We start from the raw sequence: 21,281 nt of genomic DNA, 5'->3' as shown, positions 1-21,281 counted from the left end.
CTAATTGGGTGCAAAGATAAGAATTTTTCAAGAAAAAATTAACTCTTCTTTTTATTTGATGGAAGGAAAAAGAATTTGATTCAATCCAAAGAAAAGGACCTGACCTTCGATGATGATTAAATAAGCTCCCAAGGTAATGGCATTCACATGGTATCTTTTTCTGAAAATTTGGAAAAAATAAATAACACGAACTATGAAATAAACATATAATATATTGTAAATCAAGTCAAAATTAGGCAGATATGATGGGCCAAAATAAAGAGTCATCAATACAAAACTTGCGTAAATCAGAGCAATAAATTGCAAATTGGTTTGAATAGCTTTGAAAAAATGTGCCTTAGTTAAAAATTCAATTTTAAATAAACTCGTAAAAATTCGATAAATTAAATACCTGCTAAAAAACAAAAGTAAGGCTAAAATTGCCCTTGATCCAACCCAAGCAAAAGCTGAATAAAAACTCAATTCTTCTCCTTGTGATAAGAAAAAATTAGGGTTAGAAAGGGTAAAATAAAAACCAACAAATGCAGACAAAAGACTTAAAACTACGATGACCAAAATATTAGGTAAGGCGAAAGGAGTATTTTGTATTACTGAATCTTTTATTTCCCAATGAAACCAATCCGAATACTTAAAATACGTATAAAAATATTTAGGAAATGAGTAATGTAAAATGGATAATAAAGTTAAAATTAACAACAAGCTAATGAATACAAAATTCGTTTTAAACCGTGTTAATCTTTCCAGTGATTTTACTTGAGCTGCTGCAACCAGCTGAAGCTTTGATGCATATTTTTTCCCTAAACTAATTTCAGAAGGGATACCTTTTAAATCATCTTTGTAAAATGTCAGGATTAAGTTAGATGCATCAACATATTTATTCATCAAACTATCCACTGAAAATACATAAGTAGAATCTTTCTTCAACTGAAATTGATAAGTTCCATTCAGGAATAAATAATACGAATCAATCGGGCGAACTTTCAGAAAATGATCGGGATAATCTTGCGCATGCAAGATGATGGATTTCGAGTGGTAATTGAAATGTTTATTGGCGATATAGGGCAAATAACTTTTCCAAGTAGATTGATAAATGTACCAATCCTTATCAAAATCATGGGTCTTTTGAAATTGTCCAAAAGCAGAAATTGTGCTGAGTAAAAAAAAAGCACAAAAAAATCTGCTTCTAATGGCCAAGAAAGACGTCAAAGAAGCAGATTGATTCATAAAAGGAGTTTTCCTTTAATTTATGTTACTTAGAAGCTAATGCTTTCAACATTGTTTCTCCAATATCTGCTGGAGAATAAACAACGTGAATACCGCATTCTTGCATGATTTTCATTTTTGCTTCAGCCGTATCATCAGCTCCACCGATAATGGCACCAGCATGACCCATACGACGACCTTTTGGAGCAGTTTGTCCAGCGATAAATCCTACAACTGGCTTTCTATTTCCATCTGCCTTAATCCATCTTGCTGCCTCTGCTTCCATACCTCCACCAATTTCACCAATCATAACAATTCCTTCTGTTTCAGGATCATTCATCAATAATTCAACAGCTTCTTTCGTCGTTGTTCCAATGATAGGATCTCCACCAATTCCAATGGCAGTTGTTTGACCTAAACCAGCTTTTGTCAATTGATCTACTGCTTCATAGGTTAAAGTTCCTGATTTAGAAACAATTCCTACTTTACCTTTAGAGAAGATAAAACCTGGCATGATACCCACTTTACACTCTTCTGCTGTCATTACTCCTGGACAGTTTGGTCCGATCAAACGACAATCGTGATTGCTAATGTATTCTTTCGCAACAATCATATCCTTTGTTGGAATACCTTCAGTAATACAAATGATTACTTTTATTCCAGCATCAGCTGCTTCCATAATTGCATCAGCAGCAAATGCTGGCGGTACAAAAATAATAGAAGTATCAGCTCCTGTTGTTGAAACAGCTTCTTGAACTGTGTTAAATATAGGGCGATCCAAATGCTTCGCTCCTCCTTTTCCAGGTGTTACCCCGCCCACAACCTGAGTGCCATAGGCAATCATTTGCTCTGCATGAAAAGTACCCTCAGTTCCAGTAAATCCTTGAACTATGATTTTTGAATTCTTATTGACTAAAACGCTCATTTCGTTGGTGTTAATTTAACTAGGCGAAAAATTTTCTCAAAGGTACAAATTATTGATAAATTTTATCAAAAAGCTTTTCTTCTTTTACAGAAATAAAATTGAAACAAAGAAATTGTGTAATTTCAGGGTTTGAAGACAATTTAAAAAATGCTCAAGCATCTACATATTCAAAATTATGCTTTGATTGAAACCCTTGACTTAGATCTAGACAAGGGATTAATTGTCATTACAGGAGAAACGGGTGCAGGAAAATCCATTTTATTAGGCGCCATCTCTTTATTACTGGGCCAAAGAGCAGATTCGAAATCGTTGTTTGATCAACAAAAAAAATGCATTATTGAAGGTAGTTTCCATATTGAAAACTACCCCCATTTAAAAGATATATTTCTCGAAGAAGATATCGACTGGGATACCATTTGCCTTATTCGTAGGGAAATCAATCCGCAAGGAAAATCCAGAAGTTTTATCAACGACAGTCCAGTCAATTTAGACGCACTTAAAAAAATTGGACAAGAATTGGTCGATATCCACTCCCAACAAGATAATAGCTGGATGTACCATGCTGATTTCTCTTTGGATTTGGTAGATAGTTTCGCTCAAAATCAAGAAATCAGACTTCAATACCTCGAAAGTTTCAAAGATTATTCTAAAAATGTAGATATTTTTAAAAATCTACAATCAAAAGCGGAATCAAGCAAACAGAATCTAGATTATTTGCAATTTCAACGAAATGAACTAGATAAAGCCCAGTTAAAAAGTGGTGAATATGAGCATTTACGTAGCCAAGTAGAGCGACTTCAAAATGCAGAACAAATTCATGAAAAATTAGCAAGCCTTAGTAATTTATTAAGTATTTCTGACTTTTCGGCCTTGCAACAAACTCGATTGGCCTTGCAACAAAGTCAGGCCTTGAGCAAATGGGGTGTTGATTTTGAAAATTGGAGAAGTCGACTAGAATCCATCTGGATTGAATTAAAAGATTTAAGTTTAGAAATCGAATCGGAGGCGGAATCTAGCCTTTCAGAACCTATTGAATTAGATGCGCTTCAGCAAAGACTCGATTTATTAAACCGACTACTTCAAAAATACCATGTCGCAGACGTTGACGAATTAATAAAAGTCCAAGAACAACTAGAAAACGAATTAAGTTTAGTTGAAAATCTAGACGAAAACTTAATAATCGCACAAAAGAACCTGACCAAGGCACTGGAATTAGCGATCCAAAAGGGACTTAGATTAAGAGAAAGTAGATTAAAGGTTATTGATTTGATCATTAAACAACTATCTAATTCTTTGCAACAATTAGGTATTCCCAATGCCAAGCTGGATTGGGATATTCAAGAAAAAGAATTAGGTCCAAACGGACTAGACAAAATTCAATTATTATTTTCTGCCAACAAAGGTCTTTCTCCCAAACCGTTTAAACTCATTGCCTCGGGTGGAGAAATGAGTCGATTAATGCTTTCCATCAAACATTTATTGGCTGAAAAAAGGGCATTACCAACATTAATTTTAGATGAAATCGATACAGGTGTATCTGGAGAAATTGCCATAAAAATAGGCCAAATGTTGGGTCAAATGAGTCGAAAGCATCAATTAATTGCGATTACTCACCTACCTCAAATTGCATCGGCAGGTCAAAAACATTTGTTTGTTTACAAGAACCATTCTGGAGAAAAAACCGTTTCTGCCATTAAACATTTGTCTGAAGAGGAGCGTATAGATGAAATTGCCAAAATGATTGGGGGACAAAATGGCTATTTAGATCTTAGAGAAAATGTCAAAAAACTTATTTCAGATAATCGAGTTTAAAAAAAATGAAAGCATTCTTACCCATAATTCTAATTGTAATTATTTCAACTACTTTTTCTTGTCAGCAAGCAGAAGAAAAAACCAAAGAAGTTTTAAACGAGCAAGTCATGAATTTACATGACAAACTGATGCCACAAACAGAAGAGATTATACAACTGAAAAGCCAATTGGATAGTATTTCAACAGGAAAAGATTCCACGCATGTGAAAAATTTAATACGTTCTTTGACGAAAGCCGAAAATGAAATGATGGATTGGATGCATCATTTTTCTTTGGATAGTTTAGAACAAATGGATGTAAAAAACCAAGTAAAATATCTCCAATTGCAATTCAATCAATTAAAATCCGTCGAAAATATTACAGATTCTACCTTAAATGCAGCTAAAAAATATATTTCTAAGTAGTCTTTTCATTTTCATATTCCTTTCTGCTTGTACAGAAAAGAAAGAATTACCTTTTTTAGGTCCTAAAACGACTCAAAATATTGGCGGGAAAATAGATACCATTTACCACACGATTCCACCCTTCCAATTTCTGAATCAGGATTCAGTTTGGGTAAGCCAGAAAAATTTAGATCAAAAAATCTATGTAGCAGATTTCTTTTTTACCTCCTGCCCTACCATTTGTCCAAAAATGAAAACCCAAATGCTACGATTGTACGAAAGATATCAAAACAATCAAGAGGTTGCGCTCGTTTCTTACAGCATAGATCCTGATTTTGATCGCCCCAATGTGTTAAAAAGTTATGCAAAAAGGTTGCACATTGAAGCCCCGAAATGGAATTTATTGACAGGTGACAAAAAAGCTATTTATACTCTGGGTGAAAAATCTTACATGGTGACAGCTCAGGAAGATAAAAATGAGGCGGGTGGATTTGTTCATAGTGGAGCCTTTATTTTGGTAGACAAAAACAAACATGTTCGTGGGATATATGATGGTACAAAACCTGAAAAGGTTGATCATTTAATAGAGGACATGGAAATTTTATTAAAAGAGAAACAATGAAAAAGTTGACATACATTGCGTTTTTAGGCCTATTCAGTTTAGTTTCTTGCCAAAGCAAAGAAGAAATTTTGCGTCAACAATATTCCATTGAAGGAATGAATGCCTACCAAACTCATTGCGAAAACTGTCACCAAAGAGATGGAAAAGGTTTGAAGGATTTGTATCCTCCAGTGATGGGGACGGATTTATTTCAACGCGTGAAAAATCAATCATTGGTCCATTTAATTAAATATGGACAAAAGGGCGAAATCCTGGTAAATGGGAAAAAATACGATGGATTTATGCCTGCTAATAATCGCTTGGAGGCCTTGGACATCGCGGAGATAATTACTTATTTAAGAGAAAAAAATGGCATAAAAGTAATTTTCCCCTTAGATAGTGCGAGGAAATATTTGGCGAAACAATAAACGATTTATCGTTTTCCAATCACAAACCTAGGATTATCTCGAAAATCATGGATCAAAGCTACTTCCGAAAATCCTTTCTGTTTTAACAATTCAATAGTTTCATTCCCAAATGCTCGATTGATTTCTAGCATTAACCAGCCATTGTTATGTAAACTGTTGATGGCAAAATCGGCTAAAGTTTTATAATACTTCAATGGATCGTTATTCGGCACAAATAAGGCTAATTTAGGTTCAAATTCAAGCACATGCTTTTCCATTTCAAAAGCCTCATTTTCTAATACATAAGGAGGATTAGAAACGATAATATCCCAAAATTGTGTTGTTTCAGCCCATTTGAATACATCTTGTTGAGTAAAATGAATTTCAACCTGATGCTTTTTCGCATTTTTTTGAGCGATCTCAATGGCTCCTGGGGAAATATCCCAAGCAGAAATTTGAGCTTGAGGAGATTCTATTTTTATCGAAATTGGAATACAACCTGAACCTGTACCCACGTCTAAAATGCATGGATTTGTCTTCCATGTAGGAATTTTATCTAATACTAAATCGACTAATTCAGCGGTTTCAGGCCTTGGAATTAACGTATGTTCATTTACATCAAAAATGGCTGATTGGAAAAAGGCCTTTTGAATGACATATTGAAAAGGTTCTCCTTTGCTCAGCCTATCTAAAATTTGAATCCAATGAGAAGGTCTTTCCAAATCTCTTCCCATGTACACGTCCATTTTACTACAATCAAATTCAAGATCTAGCAATCGATAGGCAATGGCTTGAGCTTCCTCCTCCGCATATAGGTGCTTGATGGACTCAATGATTTCAGAAATTAAAACAGAAGCTTTGACGATCGACATAAAATGGATTATTCTGTAAAATTAGATGAATTATTCTCCAAAAAGCATCCAATTCGGATTAGTTTTTTTAGAATAATTGTATATATTTGAAATTCTTTGAGAAATATTTTAATTTTTTCTTTAAAAGAATTTCCTCGTATCGAATAAACCGAAAATAATATGAAAAAAATGAACAGAAGAGATGCTGTCCAACGAGTAGCATTTTTAATGGGCGGTATGATTTCAGCTCCAGCAATGGCTGGTATTATGGGCAAAAAAACCAACCGTGGTGCATTTGTCCAATTTACCCCAGAACAAGAATCTTTATTAGCTGAAGTAGCTGACGTGATCATTCCAACAACCACCACTCCAGGTGCGAAAGCCGCCAAAGTAGAACAATTTATCGTTCGTGTGGTAAGAGATTGTTACACCAAAGCTGACCAAGACATTTTCTATGCCGGATTGGAAAAATTAGATGCTGATTGCAAATCTAAATTTGGAACTGGATTTGTTGCTTCCAACGCTACACAGAAAAAAGAAGCATTAACAACTTCTATGTTAGAAGCCGATTTAGCTCGTAAAAACAAAAAAGGCCAAGCTACTTTTTTCTTTATGATGAAAGAATTGACCACCACTGGGTATTTTACCTCTGAAATTGGCGCAACCAAAGCATTGGAATACCTACCAATTCCGGGCAAATTTGATGGCTGTATGCCGTTAACAGCTGGTCAAAAAACTTGGGCGATTTAATCTTTAAACCGAATAACGATGAATTTAAATATAGATGCAATTAAAGGCCAAACATACGATGCGATTGTCGTAGGTTCTGGTGTATCCGGTGGTTTTGCTGCCAAAGAATTAACCGAAAAAGGATTAAGAACCCTTGTATTGGATAGAGGTAAACAAATGGAACATATCACTGGATATGCTCCTACGTACAAAGATCCTTGGGATTTCAAATACAATGGTTTATTAACACAAGAACAAAAAGCTAGTCATCCTAAATTAGCTAGAGATTATCCATACAATGAAATGACGCAGGATTATTGGTTCAATGATTCTGATTCTATGTACAAAGAGGTACAGCGTTTCGATTGGTTCAGACCCAATATTGTGGGTGGAAAATCAATCATGTGGGGACGTCAAACTTATCGTTTATCGGATATCGACTTTGAGGCAAACTTAAAAGATGGTATCGCTGTCGACTGGCCTATTCGTTATAAGGACATCGCACCTTGGTATTCGTATGTTGAAAAACATGTTGGTATTTCTGGTGAGGCATTAGGATTACCTCAATTGCCTGATTCGGAGTTTTTAAAGCCGATGGACATGTATTGTGTGGAAAAAGAGGTTCGTAAAAGAATCGAGAAAAACTTTCCAGGCAGAAATATGACAATTGGGCGTGTTGCCAATTTATCGGAAGCAAAACAAGCGCAATTAGGCATTGGTCGTTCTGCTTGTCAATACCGAAATAAATGTAGACTAGGTTGCCCTTATGGAGCATACTTTAGTTCTCAATCATGTACCTTACCTCCTGCGGCAAAAACGGGTTTAATGACCCTGCGCCCGGATTCCTTGGTTTCTGAAATTCTTTACGATGAAAAGAAAAACAAAGCAAAAGGTGTACGTGTAATTGATACAGTAACCCATGAAGTAAGAGAATACTATGCAAAAGTAATTTTCATTTGTGGATCAACAGTTAGCTCAACAGCCTTGTTATTAAATTCAAAATCAGCTCGTTTCCCGAATGGATTTGGAAATGATTCAGGTGAATTAGGTCATAATTTGATGGATCACCACTTCCGTACAGGTGCAAGTGGAGTTTGGGAAGGTGATGAAGACAAATACTACATCGGCCGAAGAGCGAATGGTATTTATATTCCAAGATATCGTAACATTGGAAATGATAAGAGGGATTATTTACGTGGATTTGGTTACCAAGGAAGTGGCTCTAGACAAAGTTGGAATAGAGGCATAGGTGATTTAAGTTTCGGTGGAGACTACAAAGAATCCTTAACTAAACCAGGACCTTGGACGATGAACTTGGGTGGTTTTGGCGAGACATTACCGTATCACGAAAACAAAATGTACTTAGATCCAACGACTAAAGATAAGTGGGGATTACCAGTAGTTGTTTTCGATGCTGGTTTGAAAGAAAACGAGATGAAAATGCGTAAAGATATGATGGAAGATGCTAGAGAAATGTTGGAAAGCGCAGGTTTGAAAAATGTCAAAACGCATGACAACGGCTCATATCTAGGTATGGCGATTCACGAAATGGGGACAGCTAGAATGGGTAGAGATCCTAAAACTTCTGTTTTAAACGCACATAATCAAACACATGCTTGTAAAAACGTATTTGTTACAGACGGTTCGGCCATGACTTCAACGTCTTGTGTCAATCCATCTTTAACGTATATGGCATTAACTGCAAGAGCAGCCGATTTTGCGGTAAAAGAGTTGAAAAAACTCAATTTGTAATCCTTAAAACATAGACGTGCATGCTCACATGCACGTCTTTTTTTTCTTATGTCAAAATACCTTCTCTCCTGCTTTGCAGCACTTTTAGCGATTTCTAGTTTTTCTATGAAAGCACAAAATAACTATCCAACAATTGGTAGAATTGAACGGATTGATTCTGAGTTAGACCATTTATTGGATGTCAATTCAAAAATTGAAATCATTGCAAAAGGCTTTACATGGTCGGAAGGACCTGTTTGGGTCAAAAAGGATAAATTCCTATTATTTACAGATGTTCCTGAAAATAAGATTCACAAATGGACGGCGGCAAAGGGCTTAGAAACCTTTTTAGAACATGCGGGCTATACAAAACCAGAATATTATTCAGAAGAGCCTGGTGCAAATGGATTAATCATCAATCAAAAAGGCAATTTAGTCAGCTGTGAGCATGGTGATAGACGCATTGCGGAAATGCCCATTCATCATCCAGACCAGAAAAAGACTTTAGCTCATATTTTTGAAGGGAAAAAATTAAATAGTCCGAATGACTTAGTTCAACACAGTTCAGGGGCCTATTACTTCACAGATCCTCCCTATGGCTTACCCGGTAGAGGAAAAGAAGAACCAGCCAAAGAATTGGATTTTCAAGGTGTTTATAGAATTGATACCCAAGGGAATTTAAGTTTACAGTCAAAGGTTATGACCAGACCCAATGGTTTAGCCTTTAATTTAGATGAATCAATCTTATACGTTGCACAATCTGACCCCAATGCCTTAATTTGGAATGCTTACCCAGTAGATAAAAATGGGAATTTAGGTAAGCCAAGTATCTTTTTTGATGGAAATGCCATGCACAAAAGTGGTTTAAATGGTTCTGCAGATGGTATGAAAATTGACAAAGAAGGCAATATATGGGCTACGGGTCCTGGAGGAGTTTTAATTATCAATGCAAAAGGAAAATTACTTGGAAGAATTATTACAGACAATGCTAATTCAAATGTGGCTTTTGGAGAAGATGGAAAAACATTGTTTATCACTTCCGATATGAATTTATTGCGCGTAAGAACGAAAGTATTGGGGCATGGATTTGAAACAAAAAAAATAAAATAATTTTTTATTTAAGCTCCATTCACGAAATTTGTGAATCAAATTCTTTAGCCTGACCGCTTTCGCTTGTTCATGTTTAACATTATTAAGCGATTCATCAATTTATAACCTTTATTGAATTACTGTGTAATCATCAATCGTTTGGTTTAGGCAATATACTTGTTAAATCAAATCCCCTTAAATAACGAAAGGCTTGCCGCGAGGTGAGCCTTTTTATATTCTTTCTTGAATCTTGAATTCATGTTCTTGAACTACAAGTTCAAATCATAGTACACACTCGGCACAGCCGAGCGCGTTTTTTAGCCATTTAGTATTCTTTCTTGAACTACAAGTTCAATTCATAGTACACACTCGACACAGCCGAGCGCGTTTTCACTTTTCTCTTTCCTCTCTTCTCTTTTCCTTTCAAACCCTCAAAAGTGCCTCCCGTTTACTAAGTGCTGCCAATGCATGGTTTTCAACAAAATCAATGACCCAAGGAGCATCTGTTCTAGCATATTGGCGCAAGGACCAACCAATGGCTTTTTGAATAAAAAACTCTTTGGAAGAACTTAATTCTAATATTATTTTGGATAATAATCCCCTATCCGTTTTCGATTTATACATTAGTTGAAAAAGAATACAAGCTCTTTGCAACCAAAAATTATTTGATTCCATCCATCGAGTCAACCAATAGGTTTGTTGTTCAGGGAAACGCAAAAAGTAAGGCCCTAATACTTTGGGAGATAAAACATCCACAACATCCCACCAAGGTTGGGCTAAAATCCAAGATTCAACCAGCGATGGGATTCGCTCATCCCATTCTTTGGATTTCTTTTGCAAAAAATCCATGGCTACATACTGATATTCACGCTCTTTTTTAGCAAATAAAACATTACATACTGTCCACCAATCCTCTTTACTACCATGCTTTTTATATAAATCAACAAATACCGCATGCCGTTCAGGTTTTTTTATTCCTAAATAAGGAAACTGATTCCGCATGTATTTCGTCATCCAATCTGCATTTTCAGCATTTTGAAGCAAATGAAATGCCACTTCTAATTCATTAATAAAAATACTCATCGGTTGGTAAAAAATATATTCCCTTTTAATCCACTGGTATCGATGGCCCAATTAGAAGCATCAAACGGTTTATAACGAATATCCACAAAATTGATTTCATGGAAATTTTTCCAAACAACACCTTTTTTATCTAAATCCCTAATTCGGTTGGCAGATAAATTGGTCACCTCAATTTCAAATCGATTATGCTCTTTTAAAACTCCATTGGGAATATCCAATTGGAAAGGAATAGCCCATATCTTACCCACTAATTTTCCATTAATGGTAACTTTTGCCCAATCTTTCAATTGATCTAAGTGTAAAACTTTCGCATATTTGATTTCCTCAGCTGTCAAATCAAAATCAAAACTATACTTCCCTGTCCCCCAAAAACGGTGGGTAGAAGAATCTTTCGTCCAAAAATCCAAGCTTTCCATAATCATCGATTTAGGCAATTCAGGAGCTCCTTTGACAAAATCAACATTGATTTTACTAGAAGGAGTTATATTAGTCAAAGTGAGTGAGATTACAGGAAGCATTTTTTGAATCTTTTTTGCTTTAACCGTTCTTATAATAACACTTTGACCCGGTAATAATTGGACAAAAGCACCTTTCATTTTATCCAATGGAAGTTGACCTACTTGCCCATTCATTGGATTTAAGGTTGAATAGGCATTGGATTTTCGGGCAAAATTGACAAATCCTTCATTAAATGTATTGGATAAATTAGTCACAAAATAGGCGTAATTACCATTTTCTCTCTTCCGGATAAAGGACAATCCCAATTCACTCATTTCCTCTTTAGCCACCCCTTTTCTAGCCAGTACATCGCGAGGGTCAGACAAAACATTCATTACTAATTGCTCTCGCAATGTGTTCCAATTTGATTTTTGTACCTCAGATTCATTCCAAAGAATATTTTTTTCTGGAAGTTTCTCAAGGAAATAAACAGGATAGCCCTTTTTGACCCAATCAGCTAACAATTCCAAGGTTGATGTTGATAAATAATTAATCGGCGGAATCAAAATGGTTTTGTATACGTTTCCAGAAGATGCCGTAAAAGTCTTGTTCGCATTGGGTTTCAAGGTTTTCAACAAATCGTCTGAAATATAATCTGTTTGATAACCTCGATCTTGTAAAACTTGAGCCCATTTTCCGAAAGGGGTATTTTTCAACCAATTTCTACTGTTTGCATGCAAGTCGAGCGTATGCATTTTACCTTTTCCATTTCTTTGATGCCAAATTTCTTCCATGGGGAAGTACAACAACAAATCAGAATCTGTTGCATTATTTTGCAAGAAACTTTGGCAAGTCTCGATGTATTTATTCAATTCTGGCAATGCCTCCCAAAAATGACTTTGGGGATTGAAATTCGTACTAGCATAAAACAACCAACCTGGCCATTTCACTTCCGGTGGACTAAAGGTTGCTCCGTGGAAGAAAACATGATTGACACCTCCAACAAACACTTCATCGATGATGGGTTTTACTTGAGATAAAGAAACTTTAAAATGATTCCCTAACCAAGTGGCAGTTTCACTGGTCACTAATTTTTTACCCACTAAATTGGCTGCCGAAGAAGCCAACTTCAAAGCACGAATATCCGGTATACCAAATGTCAAACTATCATATTCAGGATCTACTCGATAATTCGGAATTTTGTAGGGTTTACTACCAAAAAATTCTGCTTCAGGAATATCGACAGCGCCATATAAATCCAACAAATTCCCAGGAGAACCATGTGCTTGATCTCTACTTAAAAATCCCATTCCCTTTGCAAAAGCGGCAAAAGGTTGAGTAAAATTTTTCATTAATAATTGAGAAATGGTTCGATGATAGTCTGCCCAGATTTGATTCTCTGTTTCATTTTGGGCTTGACTTTTATACATAACATCCAAATGTGCCCGAAGATCATAGCCATTTAATTGAACAAATTGATCAAAAAAATCAGAGGTCCAATTGGCTCCAAATGCTTCATAAGAATCGTTATAAATGGCCCTTAAAGGTCGATGAGATTTTTTTAGCAAGGCGGTAAAGGGAACTTTGTAGGCATCAAATGCATCTGCATTAAAATGGTCCATGACCAAACCCTCCCCACCTGGTGCAGCTCTTTTGACCATTTGTTTGGTCAAGGTTTGATACATCAAATAAATATGAGTGGAATCCGATTTAGAATGCCATGTAGCTAATTGTTTTTTTTGAAATAAGTCAAAAAGATTTTCCTTGTATATGCCATTTTCAAAAACAGAAATGGCTGTTAAAATGGACCCTGGAAATTTCGCTAAGGAATTGTCTAAAACGGGTAATGTTGCCCCCTCTGGGATAGTCAATTGAAATATTTGGTAGGCTTTTGCTGCTTCCAAAGGAGTAATTTGTGGACCTCCAAATGGCCAGCCTGTTCCCAAAGTCAAGTCAATACCCAAATGCAGCCTTTGAGCTTCTTTTAAGGTAAAGGCAAATTTTGCTTTCCAGTCGGCAGATAAATAATTTAGAAACTGATTTTCAAATCCTTTGGCCCCATAAATAGGAATGATATGTAATCCCCCAAATCCTTGTTTAGCAAAAGCTTCTAAATTGTAAGTAATACTCTTTTCATTGACAGCACTTCCAGGCCACCACCAATAAGCCCATGGTTTAGAAGTAGAAAAAGCAGCAGGTTTTTGACCCACTGCTTTTAAATTTATCATAATTAATAATAGGAAAATCGGCAATATATTTTTCATATCTAATCCATTGTATTAAACGAATCGACCCAATAAATTCTCAAGATATTCTTGTTTTCCAGATAGCATTTGAGGCTCTCCGATTTCCGTCGCAATTTGGAATAAATCCTCTAATTTCAATTTTCCTGCTTCGTAATCTGCACCTTTTCCTTGATTGAAACTTGCGTATCTTGCAGCTTTAAATTTAGCAAGCTCACCGTTTTTCTGAATCTTTTCTGCGATCAATAAAGAACGTGCAATGGTATCCATTCCACCAATATGAGCATAAAATAAATCGGCTGCATCGGTAGAATTTCTACGACGTTTTGCGTCAAAATTAATACCACCACCAGCTAATCCGCCTTGATTCAAAATAATTGACATAGCTTCCGCCCACTCATAAATATCCAAAGGAAACTGATCTGTATCCCAGCCATTTTGGTAATCACCACGATTCGCATCGATGGAAGCCAACATACCCGCATCAGAAGCAACTTGGCACTCATGCGCAAAAGTATGACCTGCCAAAGTAGCGTGATTCACTTCAAGGTTCAATCCAAACTCAGATAGCAAATCAAATTCACGCAAGAAACCAATAACAGTGGCCGCGTCATAATCATATTGATGCTTAGTTGGCTCACATGGTTTTGGCTCAATAAAAAACTTCCCTTTAAAGCCATTTCTACGTGCATATTCCACACAAGTATGTAGCATTCTTGCAAAATGCTCTCTTTCACGCTTCATATCTGTATTTAGCAAAGTCATATAACCTTCTCTACCTCCCCAAAACACATAACCTTGGCCACCTAATTTAATGGTTGCATCAATAGCTCCTTTTAATTGAGCACCTGCATGGGCAACTACTTCAAAATTAGGGTTGGTAGAAGCACCATTCATGTATCTCTCATGTGAAAATAAGTTGGCAGTTCCCCAAAGTAATTTCACTTGACTTTCTGCTTGTTTCTTTTCAAAAACATCCGCAATAAATTTCATTCTTTCTGAAAATTCTTTCGGATCATTGCATTGATCGATGGCATCTATATCGTGAAAACAATAATAAGGTGCACCAATTTTGGTGATAAATTCAAAGGCGGCATCTGCCTTATCTAATGCTCTTTGTTTAGGATCATTGGAAACATCCCAAGGATAATGATGAGTTCCTGGACCAAATGGATCCGCACCATTTCCACAAAAGGAATGCCAATAAGCAATGGCAAAACGAAGGTGCTCCTTCATTGTCTTACCTGCAACCACCTGATTTTCATTGTAGTATCTAAATGCTAATGGATTGTCCGACTCAGGACCTTCATATTGAATTTGATCTATTCCTTTAAAATATTCTTTTTGTCCAACTAAAATACTCATATAAATAAAATTAAATTATTTCTTTAAAGACTTAAATCTACAAATTCTAAACAAATAAATTAAATTTTTTAATAAATAAATTAGCACAGGATAGCACAGAATTCAATGTTTAGATCCGGATTAATCTAAGTTAAATCGTTGGTCTGAATTTAGTATGTAAAAACTTTTTTATAGATTTGAAAAAACTATATCAACAAATGATAAAAAAATTATACCTCTTGACTTTCATAAGTCTTCAAACTTTCATTGGCTTGGCTCAATCTAGCTCTGCCAATTACAATGCAAACAATCGTTTTGAACAATTAGAATCTACTTTACCTACTCCAAATTCTTATCGCACAGCGAGTGGTTCACCGGGCAAGGATTATTGGCAACAAAGAGCTGATTATGATATCAAAGTAGAATTAGATGATATCAATCGAAAAATCATTGGTTCTGAAACCATTACCTATTTCAATAATTCACCCGACGAGTTACCTTATATTTGGTTACAATTGGATCAAAATTTATTTGAAAAAGGATCTAATGGTAGCACTTCCAAAACGGGTGGAATTAATGGATCGATTAGCGCAGCAGCGTTTAAAGATTTAACAAATCCAAAAGATTATGGGTATAAAATAACTTCTGTAAAAGATATGAAGGGTAATCCCCTTCGACATACCATCAATCAAACAATGATGCGAATTGATTTGCCTAGTCCGATAAAAACGGGTCAATCAGTGAGCTTTTCCATTGATTGGAATTATTTAATCACAGAATATTATGGTCGTTCTGGTTATGAATTTTTCGAAAAAGACGGAAATGCCAATTACTTTATTGCGCATTGGTTCCCAAGAATGGCTGTTTATAATGATGTGTACGGATGGCAACACAAACAATTTTTAGGACAAGGAGAATTTACCTTGAACTTTGGAAATTATAAAGTTGAAATTACTGCCCCTAATGACCATGTTGTAGGTGCTTCTGGTGAATTACAAAATCCAACAAAAGTGTTGTCTGCTACTCAGTTAAAACGTTGGGAGCAAGCCAAAACAGCGACAAGACCTGTGTTATTGGTGAGTCAAGAAGAAGCCGAAAAAGCTGAAAAAGGGAAACCAACAGGCAAAAAAACGTGGATTTTCAAAGCGGACAATGTTAGAGATTTTGCCTTTACTTCTTCAAGAAAATTCATTTGGGATGCGATGCAAGTAGATGTGGAAGGGAAAAAAGTGATGGCTATGTCTTACTACCCGAAAGAAGGAAATCCACTTTGGGGAAAATATTCTACGATGGTAGTAGCCCATACATTGAAGTCTTACTCAAAACGCACCGTAGCCTATCCATATCCAGTAGCTATTTCTTGTCATTCCATAGCAGGAGGAGGAATGGAATATCCGATGATTTCTTTCAATGGTGGTAGACCAGAGGCGGATGGAACTTATTCGGAAAATGTAAAAAATGGAATGATAGGAGTTATCATTCATGAAGTTGGACACAACTTTTTCCCAATGATAATCAATTCAGATGAGCGCCAATGGTCGTGGATGGATGAAGGATTGAATACATTTTGTCAATACCTAGCTGAGCAAGAGTGGGATCGTAATTTCCCTGCTAGAAGAGGGGAAGCGCAAAGTATTGTTCCTTATATGAGATTGGATTCCAAAAGCCAAGTACCGATCATGGCCAACTCGGAAAATATCATGGAATTTGGTAATAATGCCTATGCAAAACCAGCAGCAGCATTGAATATCTTAAGAGAAACGGTTATGGGTCGTGAATTATTCGACTATGCATTCAAAGAATATGCGCGCAGATGGGCATTTAAACAACCCTACCCTGCCGATTTCTTCCGTACTTTAGAAGATGCCTCAGGTGTCGATTTAGACTGGTTCTGGAGAGGCTGGTTTTATGGAACGGAGCCTGTTAACCAATCGATTGAAACCGTTGAATGGTTTGGTGTTGATAACCAAGACCCAACGGCTAAAAAAGCCAATGATAAAGCTAATTTTGATGCAAAAAGACAAACAATTTCGAATATTCGTAACAAAACGGATATCAAGGAAACAGTGGTAGAAAAAGAAAGCGATATGAATGATTTCTATAATACTTTCGATCGTTTTGCTGTATCAGAGGATGAAAAAAAGAAATACCAAGATTATTTAAAATCTTTGACAGATGAGGAAAGAAAATTAGTTTCTGCTGGCAAAAACTTTTATGTAGTCAATTTCAAAAACAAAGGAGGTTTACCGATGCCAGTGATTGTCAAATTAACCTTTGAAGATGGGACAGACCAAGTGCTTAGATTCCCTGCAGAAATTTGGAGATTGAATGATGTTCAAGCGAAGAAAATAATTCCAACGGACAAGAAAGTAGCAAAATGGACATTGGATCCTTACTTTGAAATTGCGGATATCGATACAGATGACAATGCTTATCCAAGAGAGCCTGCACAGCCTACTAAATTGCAATTATTCAAAATGAATAGACAAGGCCCATTGAATCCTATGCAAGAAGCTCAAAAAGCTAAATCAAGTGGAGCGGCCTTAGGAGGTGCGAAATAATATAGATTAAAATAAATTTAAAGTCTTTGTCATTCAATTGGCAAAGACTTTTTTTTATACAAAGAATAATTTGAGACTCGCAATGATCAAAACCAATCCTAAAATGTATTTGATCCACTTTGAAGAAGCATAATTGGCTCCCCAAGAAGATCCTAAAATCCCTCCTATCAAAGAAGCTAAAATCATCCAAACAAAATTTTGTTGTTCTAAAGCCACCCAATTTTTCACTGCTATTAAACCTGCCAAAGAATTGACAAAAATAAAAAGAGCACTTACTGCAGCAGTTTCTTTCATATTTGCCCAAGCAAACAATAGGATTAATGGGCTTAATAAAATTCCTCCACCAATGCCTATCATACCTGAAATCAGACCGATAATAGCACCAATCATCAGGGCTGCAATCAAAGGAACTTGCTTTTGAGAAGGTTTTGCGTTTTGTTGAAACATTATTCTCAACACAGCAAAAAACAAACAAATTGCTAAGACTTTTTTATAAGTTGAATCACTTAATATCCAAAGTGAACCCAAATAGGACATCGGAATACTTGCCAATGCAAAGGGCCAAAAATTTCTCCATTTAAAAAATCCCTTTCGATAGAATTGCAAAAAGGAAATCATAGAAACCCCCAAATTTAAAATTAAGGCGCTTTGTTTCATGACGGCGGGAGCTATTGAAAATAATGCCATAACGGCTAAGTAACCGCTCGCACCACCATGCCCCACGGAGGAATATAAAAATGCCATGATAAATAAAGCAAATATCAACCAACTAGCATTTTGCAACAAAAAATCCATTATTTATTTTTTAAGAATAAGCTGAAAATAAATCAAAAATTTCTCCCAATCGGGTACGCGAACTCGCTCGTTTTTAATCACATCAACTGAGCTAGCCTTGATTTTTTCGAACAAACGAATGTAATATTCATAGGCCAAACGAACACCTTTTTGAGAATTAGAAGGTAAGTTTTTAACACCTCGCAAACCAGCATCAAAATCCAGTTGAATATCTGCTTCGATCTCCTTCTTTTGATCTTCAGTAAAATTCAAATAATCAATCTCTGGGAAATATACACGACCCCTTTCTTCATAATCTGAGCGAATATCTCGTAAAAAATTGATTTTCTGAAATGCCGAACCTAAGGCACATGCATCCGCTTTTAGGTAATCAAAATGCTGTGGATTCCCTTTGCAAAAAACACGCAAACACATAAGCCCAACGACCTCAGCAGAACCATAAATATATTTTTTGTATTCCGAGTCATCATAAACTGTCTCTGTCAGATCCAATTCCATGGAATACAAAAAAGCTTCAATGTATTCTTTATCTATTTCAAATTCATGCACCACTGACTGAAAACAATGCAAAATAGGATTCAAACTTATTTTTTCCTCCAGTGCTAGATAAGTATCTTTCTTAAATCGCTCAAAGAGCATTTTTTTATCATGTGAATGAAAGGTATCCACAATTTCATCGGCCAAACGCACAAAACCATAAATGGCATAGATCGGGTTATGCACGCGCTTAGACAAGGTTTGAATTCCCAATGAAAAAGACGTAGAATATGCCTTTGTCAATAATTTACTACAAGCCAATGAAACTTTTGGGTATAAATCCATGCTAAAGTTTTTTAAGTTCTTTATCTAATTCTTTGGCAACGACCAACCCAGAAATCAATGCAGGTGGCACGCCAGGGCCTGGGACGGTTAATTGACCCGTGTAATACAAATTTTTCAATCGCTTATTTTTCAAACTTGGTTTTAAAATAGCGGTTTGCATTAAGGTATTAGCTAATCCGTAGGCGTTTCCTTTGAATGCGTGGTAATCATTTTTAAAATCTTTGTGCGCATAAGACCTCTTGAAAACAATGGCTTCTCTAATGCTTGTACCACAATAACTCTCCAAACGATCCATTAATTGGTCGAAATATTTTTCTCGGATTTCTTCTGTATCAACCAAATTGGGGGCAACCGGAATTAATAAAAACAAATTTTCGCTTCCCTCGGGCGCAACACTCGGGTCTGTAACAGACGGAGCAGAAGCATAAAATAATGGATCAGAAGGCCAGGAAGGTTCTGTGTAAATTTCGTTGGAATGAACAGAGAAATCACGGTCAAAAAAGAGATTATGGTGTTTTAATTTGGGTAATCGCTTGGAAACACCGAGGTAAAATAAAATAGAAGATGGGGCCATGACGCGTTTATCCCAATAATCTTCTGTATAGTTTCGATAATCGTCACCCAATAAAGTTTCTACATGATGATAATCGGCACTTGCTACAACTGCATCGGCATAATGAATACCTGATTTCAATTGTATGGCTTTCACTTTTTTATCTGCTATTTCAAATCCCAAAACCTCTTGGTTGTAATGAATTTTAACACCCTTTTCTTCCGCCAATTGAACCATTCCCTCAATGATTTTGTGCATCCCTCCCATTGGATACCAGGTCCCCATGGTTATTTCAGCAAAATTCATCAAACTGTACATCGCTGGAGTATTCTGGGAAATAGCACCTAAAAAGAGGATGGGAAATTCCATGATCTTTAGAAGTGTACTCGACTTAAAATACTTTCGAATGTGGGTGTAAAACGATTGAAATACATCTAAACGAATGACATCAATCAATAACTTTAAGCTTAGAAATTCTGAAATTTTCCGAGAAGGCTTCCAAACAAAATTTGTAATTCCGACTTGGTATTTATAGGATGCTTGATCTAAAAATTGATCTAATTGATTCGAGGCACCTGGTTCAATTTGTTCAAACAATGATTTAATATCATCCAAATTGGCTGGCAAATCAATGACCTGATCGGGTGATAAAATGACCGTGTAAGAAGGATCAAGTCTTTTTAATTGATAGTAATCCGATGGTTTTTTATGAAAAACAGAAAAATATTTCTCAAAAACATCAGGCATCCAATACCAGCTTGGCCCCATGTCAAATACAAAACCTTGCTCTTTGAATACCCTCGCGCGGCCTCCAGCTTGTTCATTTTTCTCAAATATTTCTACCTCATAACCCCAATCCGCCAATTGAGTGGCAGTTGAAAGTCCAGAAAATCCGGCACCTATTACGATTACTTTTTTCTTTTTCATCATCTTAACTAATGACCATAGTAATTAACAAATATAAACAATTTAACGGGCTAATGGGCGCAACGATTCGACTAATTACCCCTATATTTTTGGTTTGCACCAAAAGAAAAAGTCAGAAATTATCTGACTTTTTACTCAATCTTTTGTTAACCTAAACCTATTTAAAACCTCAAATCAATTGGCATACATTTTCAATTGACTTTTTAACTCTTTACGAGCAATATGAATTCTATTTTTAACTGTGCCAATCGGCAAGTCAAGTTCTTCAGCAATTTCATGGTACTTAAATCCTTCAAAATACATTAAAAAAGGTGTTCGGTACATCTCTTCCGTGTTGGCCAAAGCCTTCTCTAAATCCTCTTTTACAAAGGAATTTAGAGCAAGGTTGGACTGTATAGATTCGGTTGAATTGATGAAGTGTAAATTATCTGTTGTGTCGATAAAAGTATTTCGACGGACCATTCGCTGGTATTGCGTTATGAAAGTATTTTTCATAATGGTAAATAACCAAGCTTTCAGATTTGTCCCATCTGAATATTTATCTCTATTCGTGTAAGCTTTTACAAGTGTATCTTGTATTAAATCGTTCGCATCATCTGAGTCTCTTGTCAAACGTAATGCAAATGGTTTCAAAATCTTGGAGAAATTCCCAACCTGATAAGTGAATTCTAAGGCAGTCATTTGTGTTCGATTTAAATTTTGTTTAACAAATTTATAAAAAGATTAAACAAAACAAATATTTATTTCAAAATTTTTGTCAACTTTGTTTAACAAGTCATCTTCA

Annotated in this window: 18 protein-coding genes; 8 read left to right on the top strand and 10 right to left on the bottom strand. The window is 35.8% G+C overall.

Going from position 1 to position 21,281, the window contains the following annotated elements:
* Positions 1-51: 51 nt before the first annotated feature.
* Positions 52-1,224, bottom strand: a complete 1,173-nt coding sequence (locus V7S79_RS08320; protein ID WP_459490116.1) for a hypothetical protein — start codon at positions 1,222-1,224, stop codon at positions 52-54.
* Between the two features lie 25 nt (positions 1,225-1,249).
* Positions 1,250-2,128, bottom strand: coding sequence for a succinate--CoA ligase subunit alpha (gene sucD, locus V7S79_RS08315; protein WP_459490115.1), 879 nt, complete (start codon positions 2,126-2,128; stop codon positions 1,250-1,252).
* Between the two features lie 147 nt (positions 2,129-2,275).
* Between sucD and recN the strand changes: the two genes are divergently transcribed.
* The 4 genes from recN to V7S79_RS08295 are packed head-to-tail and all read left to right on the top strand — an operon-like array spanning position 2,276 to position 5,352.
* Positions 2,276-3,940 carry a DNA repair protein RecN gene (recN, locus tag V7S79_RS08310; RefSeq protein WP_459490114.1) on the top strand — a complete coding sequence of 555 codons (1,665 nt, stop codon included), beginning with the start codon at positions 2,276-2,278 and terminating at the stop codon, positions 3,938-3,940.
* Between the two features lie 5 nt (positions 3,941-3,945).
* Positions 3,946-4,344 (top strand): hypothetical protein, encoded by a 399-nt coding sequence (locus tag V7S79_RS08305; RefSeq protein ID WP_459490113.1) that lies wholly within the window; start codon positions 3,946-3,948, stop codon positions 4,342-4,344.
* Complete coding sequence (locus V7S79_RS08300) at positions 4,316-4,945, top strand: SCO family protein (protein WP_459490112.1); 630 nt, start codon at positions 4,316-4,318, stop codon at positions 4,943-4,945. Before V7S79_RS08305 ends, V7S79_RS08300 begins: the two co-directional genes overlap by 29 nt.
* Complete coding sequence (locus V7S79_RS08295; RefSeq protein WP_459490111.1) at positions 4,942-5,352, top strand: c-type cytochrome; 411 nt, start codon at positions 4,942-4,944, stop codon at positions 5,350-5,352. The genes V7S79_RS08300 and V7S79_RS08295 overlap by 4 nt, the downstream gene beginning before the upstream one ends.
* A gap of 5 nt (positions 5,353-5,357) precedes the next feature.
* Here the strand turns inward: V7S79_RS08295 and prmC are convergent, their stop codons facing one another.
* Positions 5,358-6,203 carry a peptide chain release factor N(5)-glutamine methyltransferase gene (gene prmC, locus V7S79_RS08290; protein WP_459490110.1) on the bottom strand — a complete coding sequence of 282 codons (846 nt, stop codon included), beginning with the start codon at positions 6,201-6,203 and terminating at the stop codon, positions 5,358-5,360.
* A gap of 168 nt (positions 6,204-6,371) precedes the next feature.
* Here prmC and V7S79_RS08285 point away from each other — a divergent pair, with 168 nt between their 5' ends.
* Genes V7S79_RS08285 through V7S79_RS08275 form a run of 3 tightly spaced genes read left to right on the top strand, consistent with a single transcriptional unit; the run spans position 6,372 to position 9,752 of the window.
* Positions 6,372-6,932, top strand: a complete 561-nt coding sequence (locus tag V7S79_RS08285) for a gluconate 2-dehydrogenase subunit 3 family protein (RefSeq protein WP_459490414.1) — start codon at positions 6,372-6,374, stop codon at positions 6,930-6,932.
* 18 nt (positions 6,933-6,950) lie between these two features.
* Positions 6,951-8,663, top strand: a complete 1,713-nt coding sequence (locus tag V7S79_RS08280) for a GMC oxidoreductase (RefSeq protein WP_459490109.1) — start codon at positions 6,951-6,953, stop codon at positions 8,661-8,663.
* Between the two features lie 48 nt (positions 8,664-8,711).
* Complete coding sequence (locus V7S79_RS08275) at positions 8,712-9,752, top strand: SMP-30/gluconolactonase/LRE family protein (protein ID WP_459490108.1); 1,041 nt, start codon at positions 8,712-8,714, stop codon at positions 9,750-9,752.
* A 402-nt stretch (positions 9,753-10,154) separates the two neighbouring features.
* Here the strand turns inward: V7S79_RS08275 and V7S79_RS08270 are convergent, their stop codons facing one another.
* Genes V7S79_RS08270 through xylA form a run of 3 tightly spaced genes read right to left on the bottom strand, consistent with a single transcriptional unit; the run spans position 10,155 to position 14,860 of the window.
* Positions 10,155-10,814, bottom strand: coding sequence for a DNA alkylation repair protein (locus V7S79_RS08270; RefSeq protein WP_459490107.1), 660 nt, complete (start codon positions 10,812-10,814; stop codon positions 10,155-10,157).
* Positions 10,811-13,516, bottom strand: a complete 2,706-nt coding sequence (locus tag V7S79_RS08265) for a glycosyl hydrolase (RefSeq protein WP_459490106.1) — start codon at positions 13,514-13,516, stop codon at positions 10,811-10,813. Before V7S79_RS08265 ends, V7S79_RS08270 begins: the two co-directional genes overlap by 4 nt.
* A 15-nt stretch (positions 13,517-13,531) precedes the next feature.
* Positions 13,532-14,860, bottom strand: coding sequence for a xylose isomerase (gene xylA, locus V7S79_RS08260; protein WP_459490105.1), 1,329 nt, complete (start codon positions 14,858-14,860; stop codon positions 13,532-13,534).
* 197 nt (positions 14,861-15,057) lie between these two features.
* Here xylA and V7S79_RS08255 point away from each other — a divergent pair, with 197 nt between their 5' ends.
* The gene (locus V7S79_RS08255) at positions 15,058-17,400 is read left to right on the top strand and encodes a M1 family metallopeptidase (protein WP_459490104.1); all 2,343 of its coding nucleotides are present in this window, start codon (positions 15,058-15,060) and stop codon (positions 17,398-17,400) included.
* 54 nt (positions 17,401-17,454) lie between these two features.
* Here the strand turns inward: V7S79_RS08255 and V7S79_RS08250 are convergent, their stop codons facing one another.
* From V7S79_RS08250 to V7S79_RS08235, 4 genes are all read right to left on the bottom strand, one after another.
* Entirely contained in the window at positions 17,455-18,195 is a 741-nt protein-coding gene (locus tag V7S79_RS08250) for a sulfite exporter TauE/SafE family protein (RefSeq protein ID WP_459490103.1), read from the bottom strand.
* 3 nt (positions 18,196-18,198) lie between these two features.
* A complete protein-coding gene (locus V7S79_RS08245) occupies positions 18,199-19,017 on the bottom strand; it encodes a phytoene/squalene synthase family protein (RefSeq protein WP_459490102.1) in 819 nt (272 codons plus the stop codon).
* A gap of 1 nt (position 19,018) precedes the next feature.
* A complete protein-coding gene (locus V7S79_RS08240; RefSeq protein WP_459490101.1) occupies positions 19,019-20,497 on the bottom strand; it encodes a phytoene desaturase family protein in 1,479 nt (492 codons plus the stop codon).
* 174 nt (positions 20,498-20,671) lie between these two features.
* Positions 20,672-21,178: an RNA polymerase sigma factor gene (locus tag V7S79_RS08235; protein WP_459490100.1), complete on the bottom strand. Its 507-nt coding sequence runs from the start codon at positions 21,176-21,178 to the stop codon at positions 20,672-20,674.
* Positions 21,179-21,281: the final 103 nt, after the last annotated feature.

It is taken from the genome of Aquirufa sp. ROCK-SH2 (assembly GCF_054558315.1).
The sequence above is the reverse complement of the archived record's forward strand: the minus strand, read 5'-3'. Positions and strand labels throughout refer to the sequence as shown.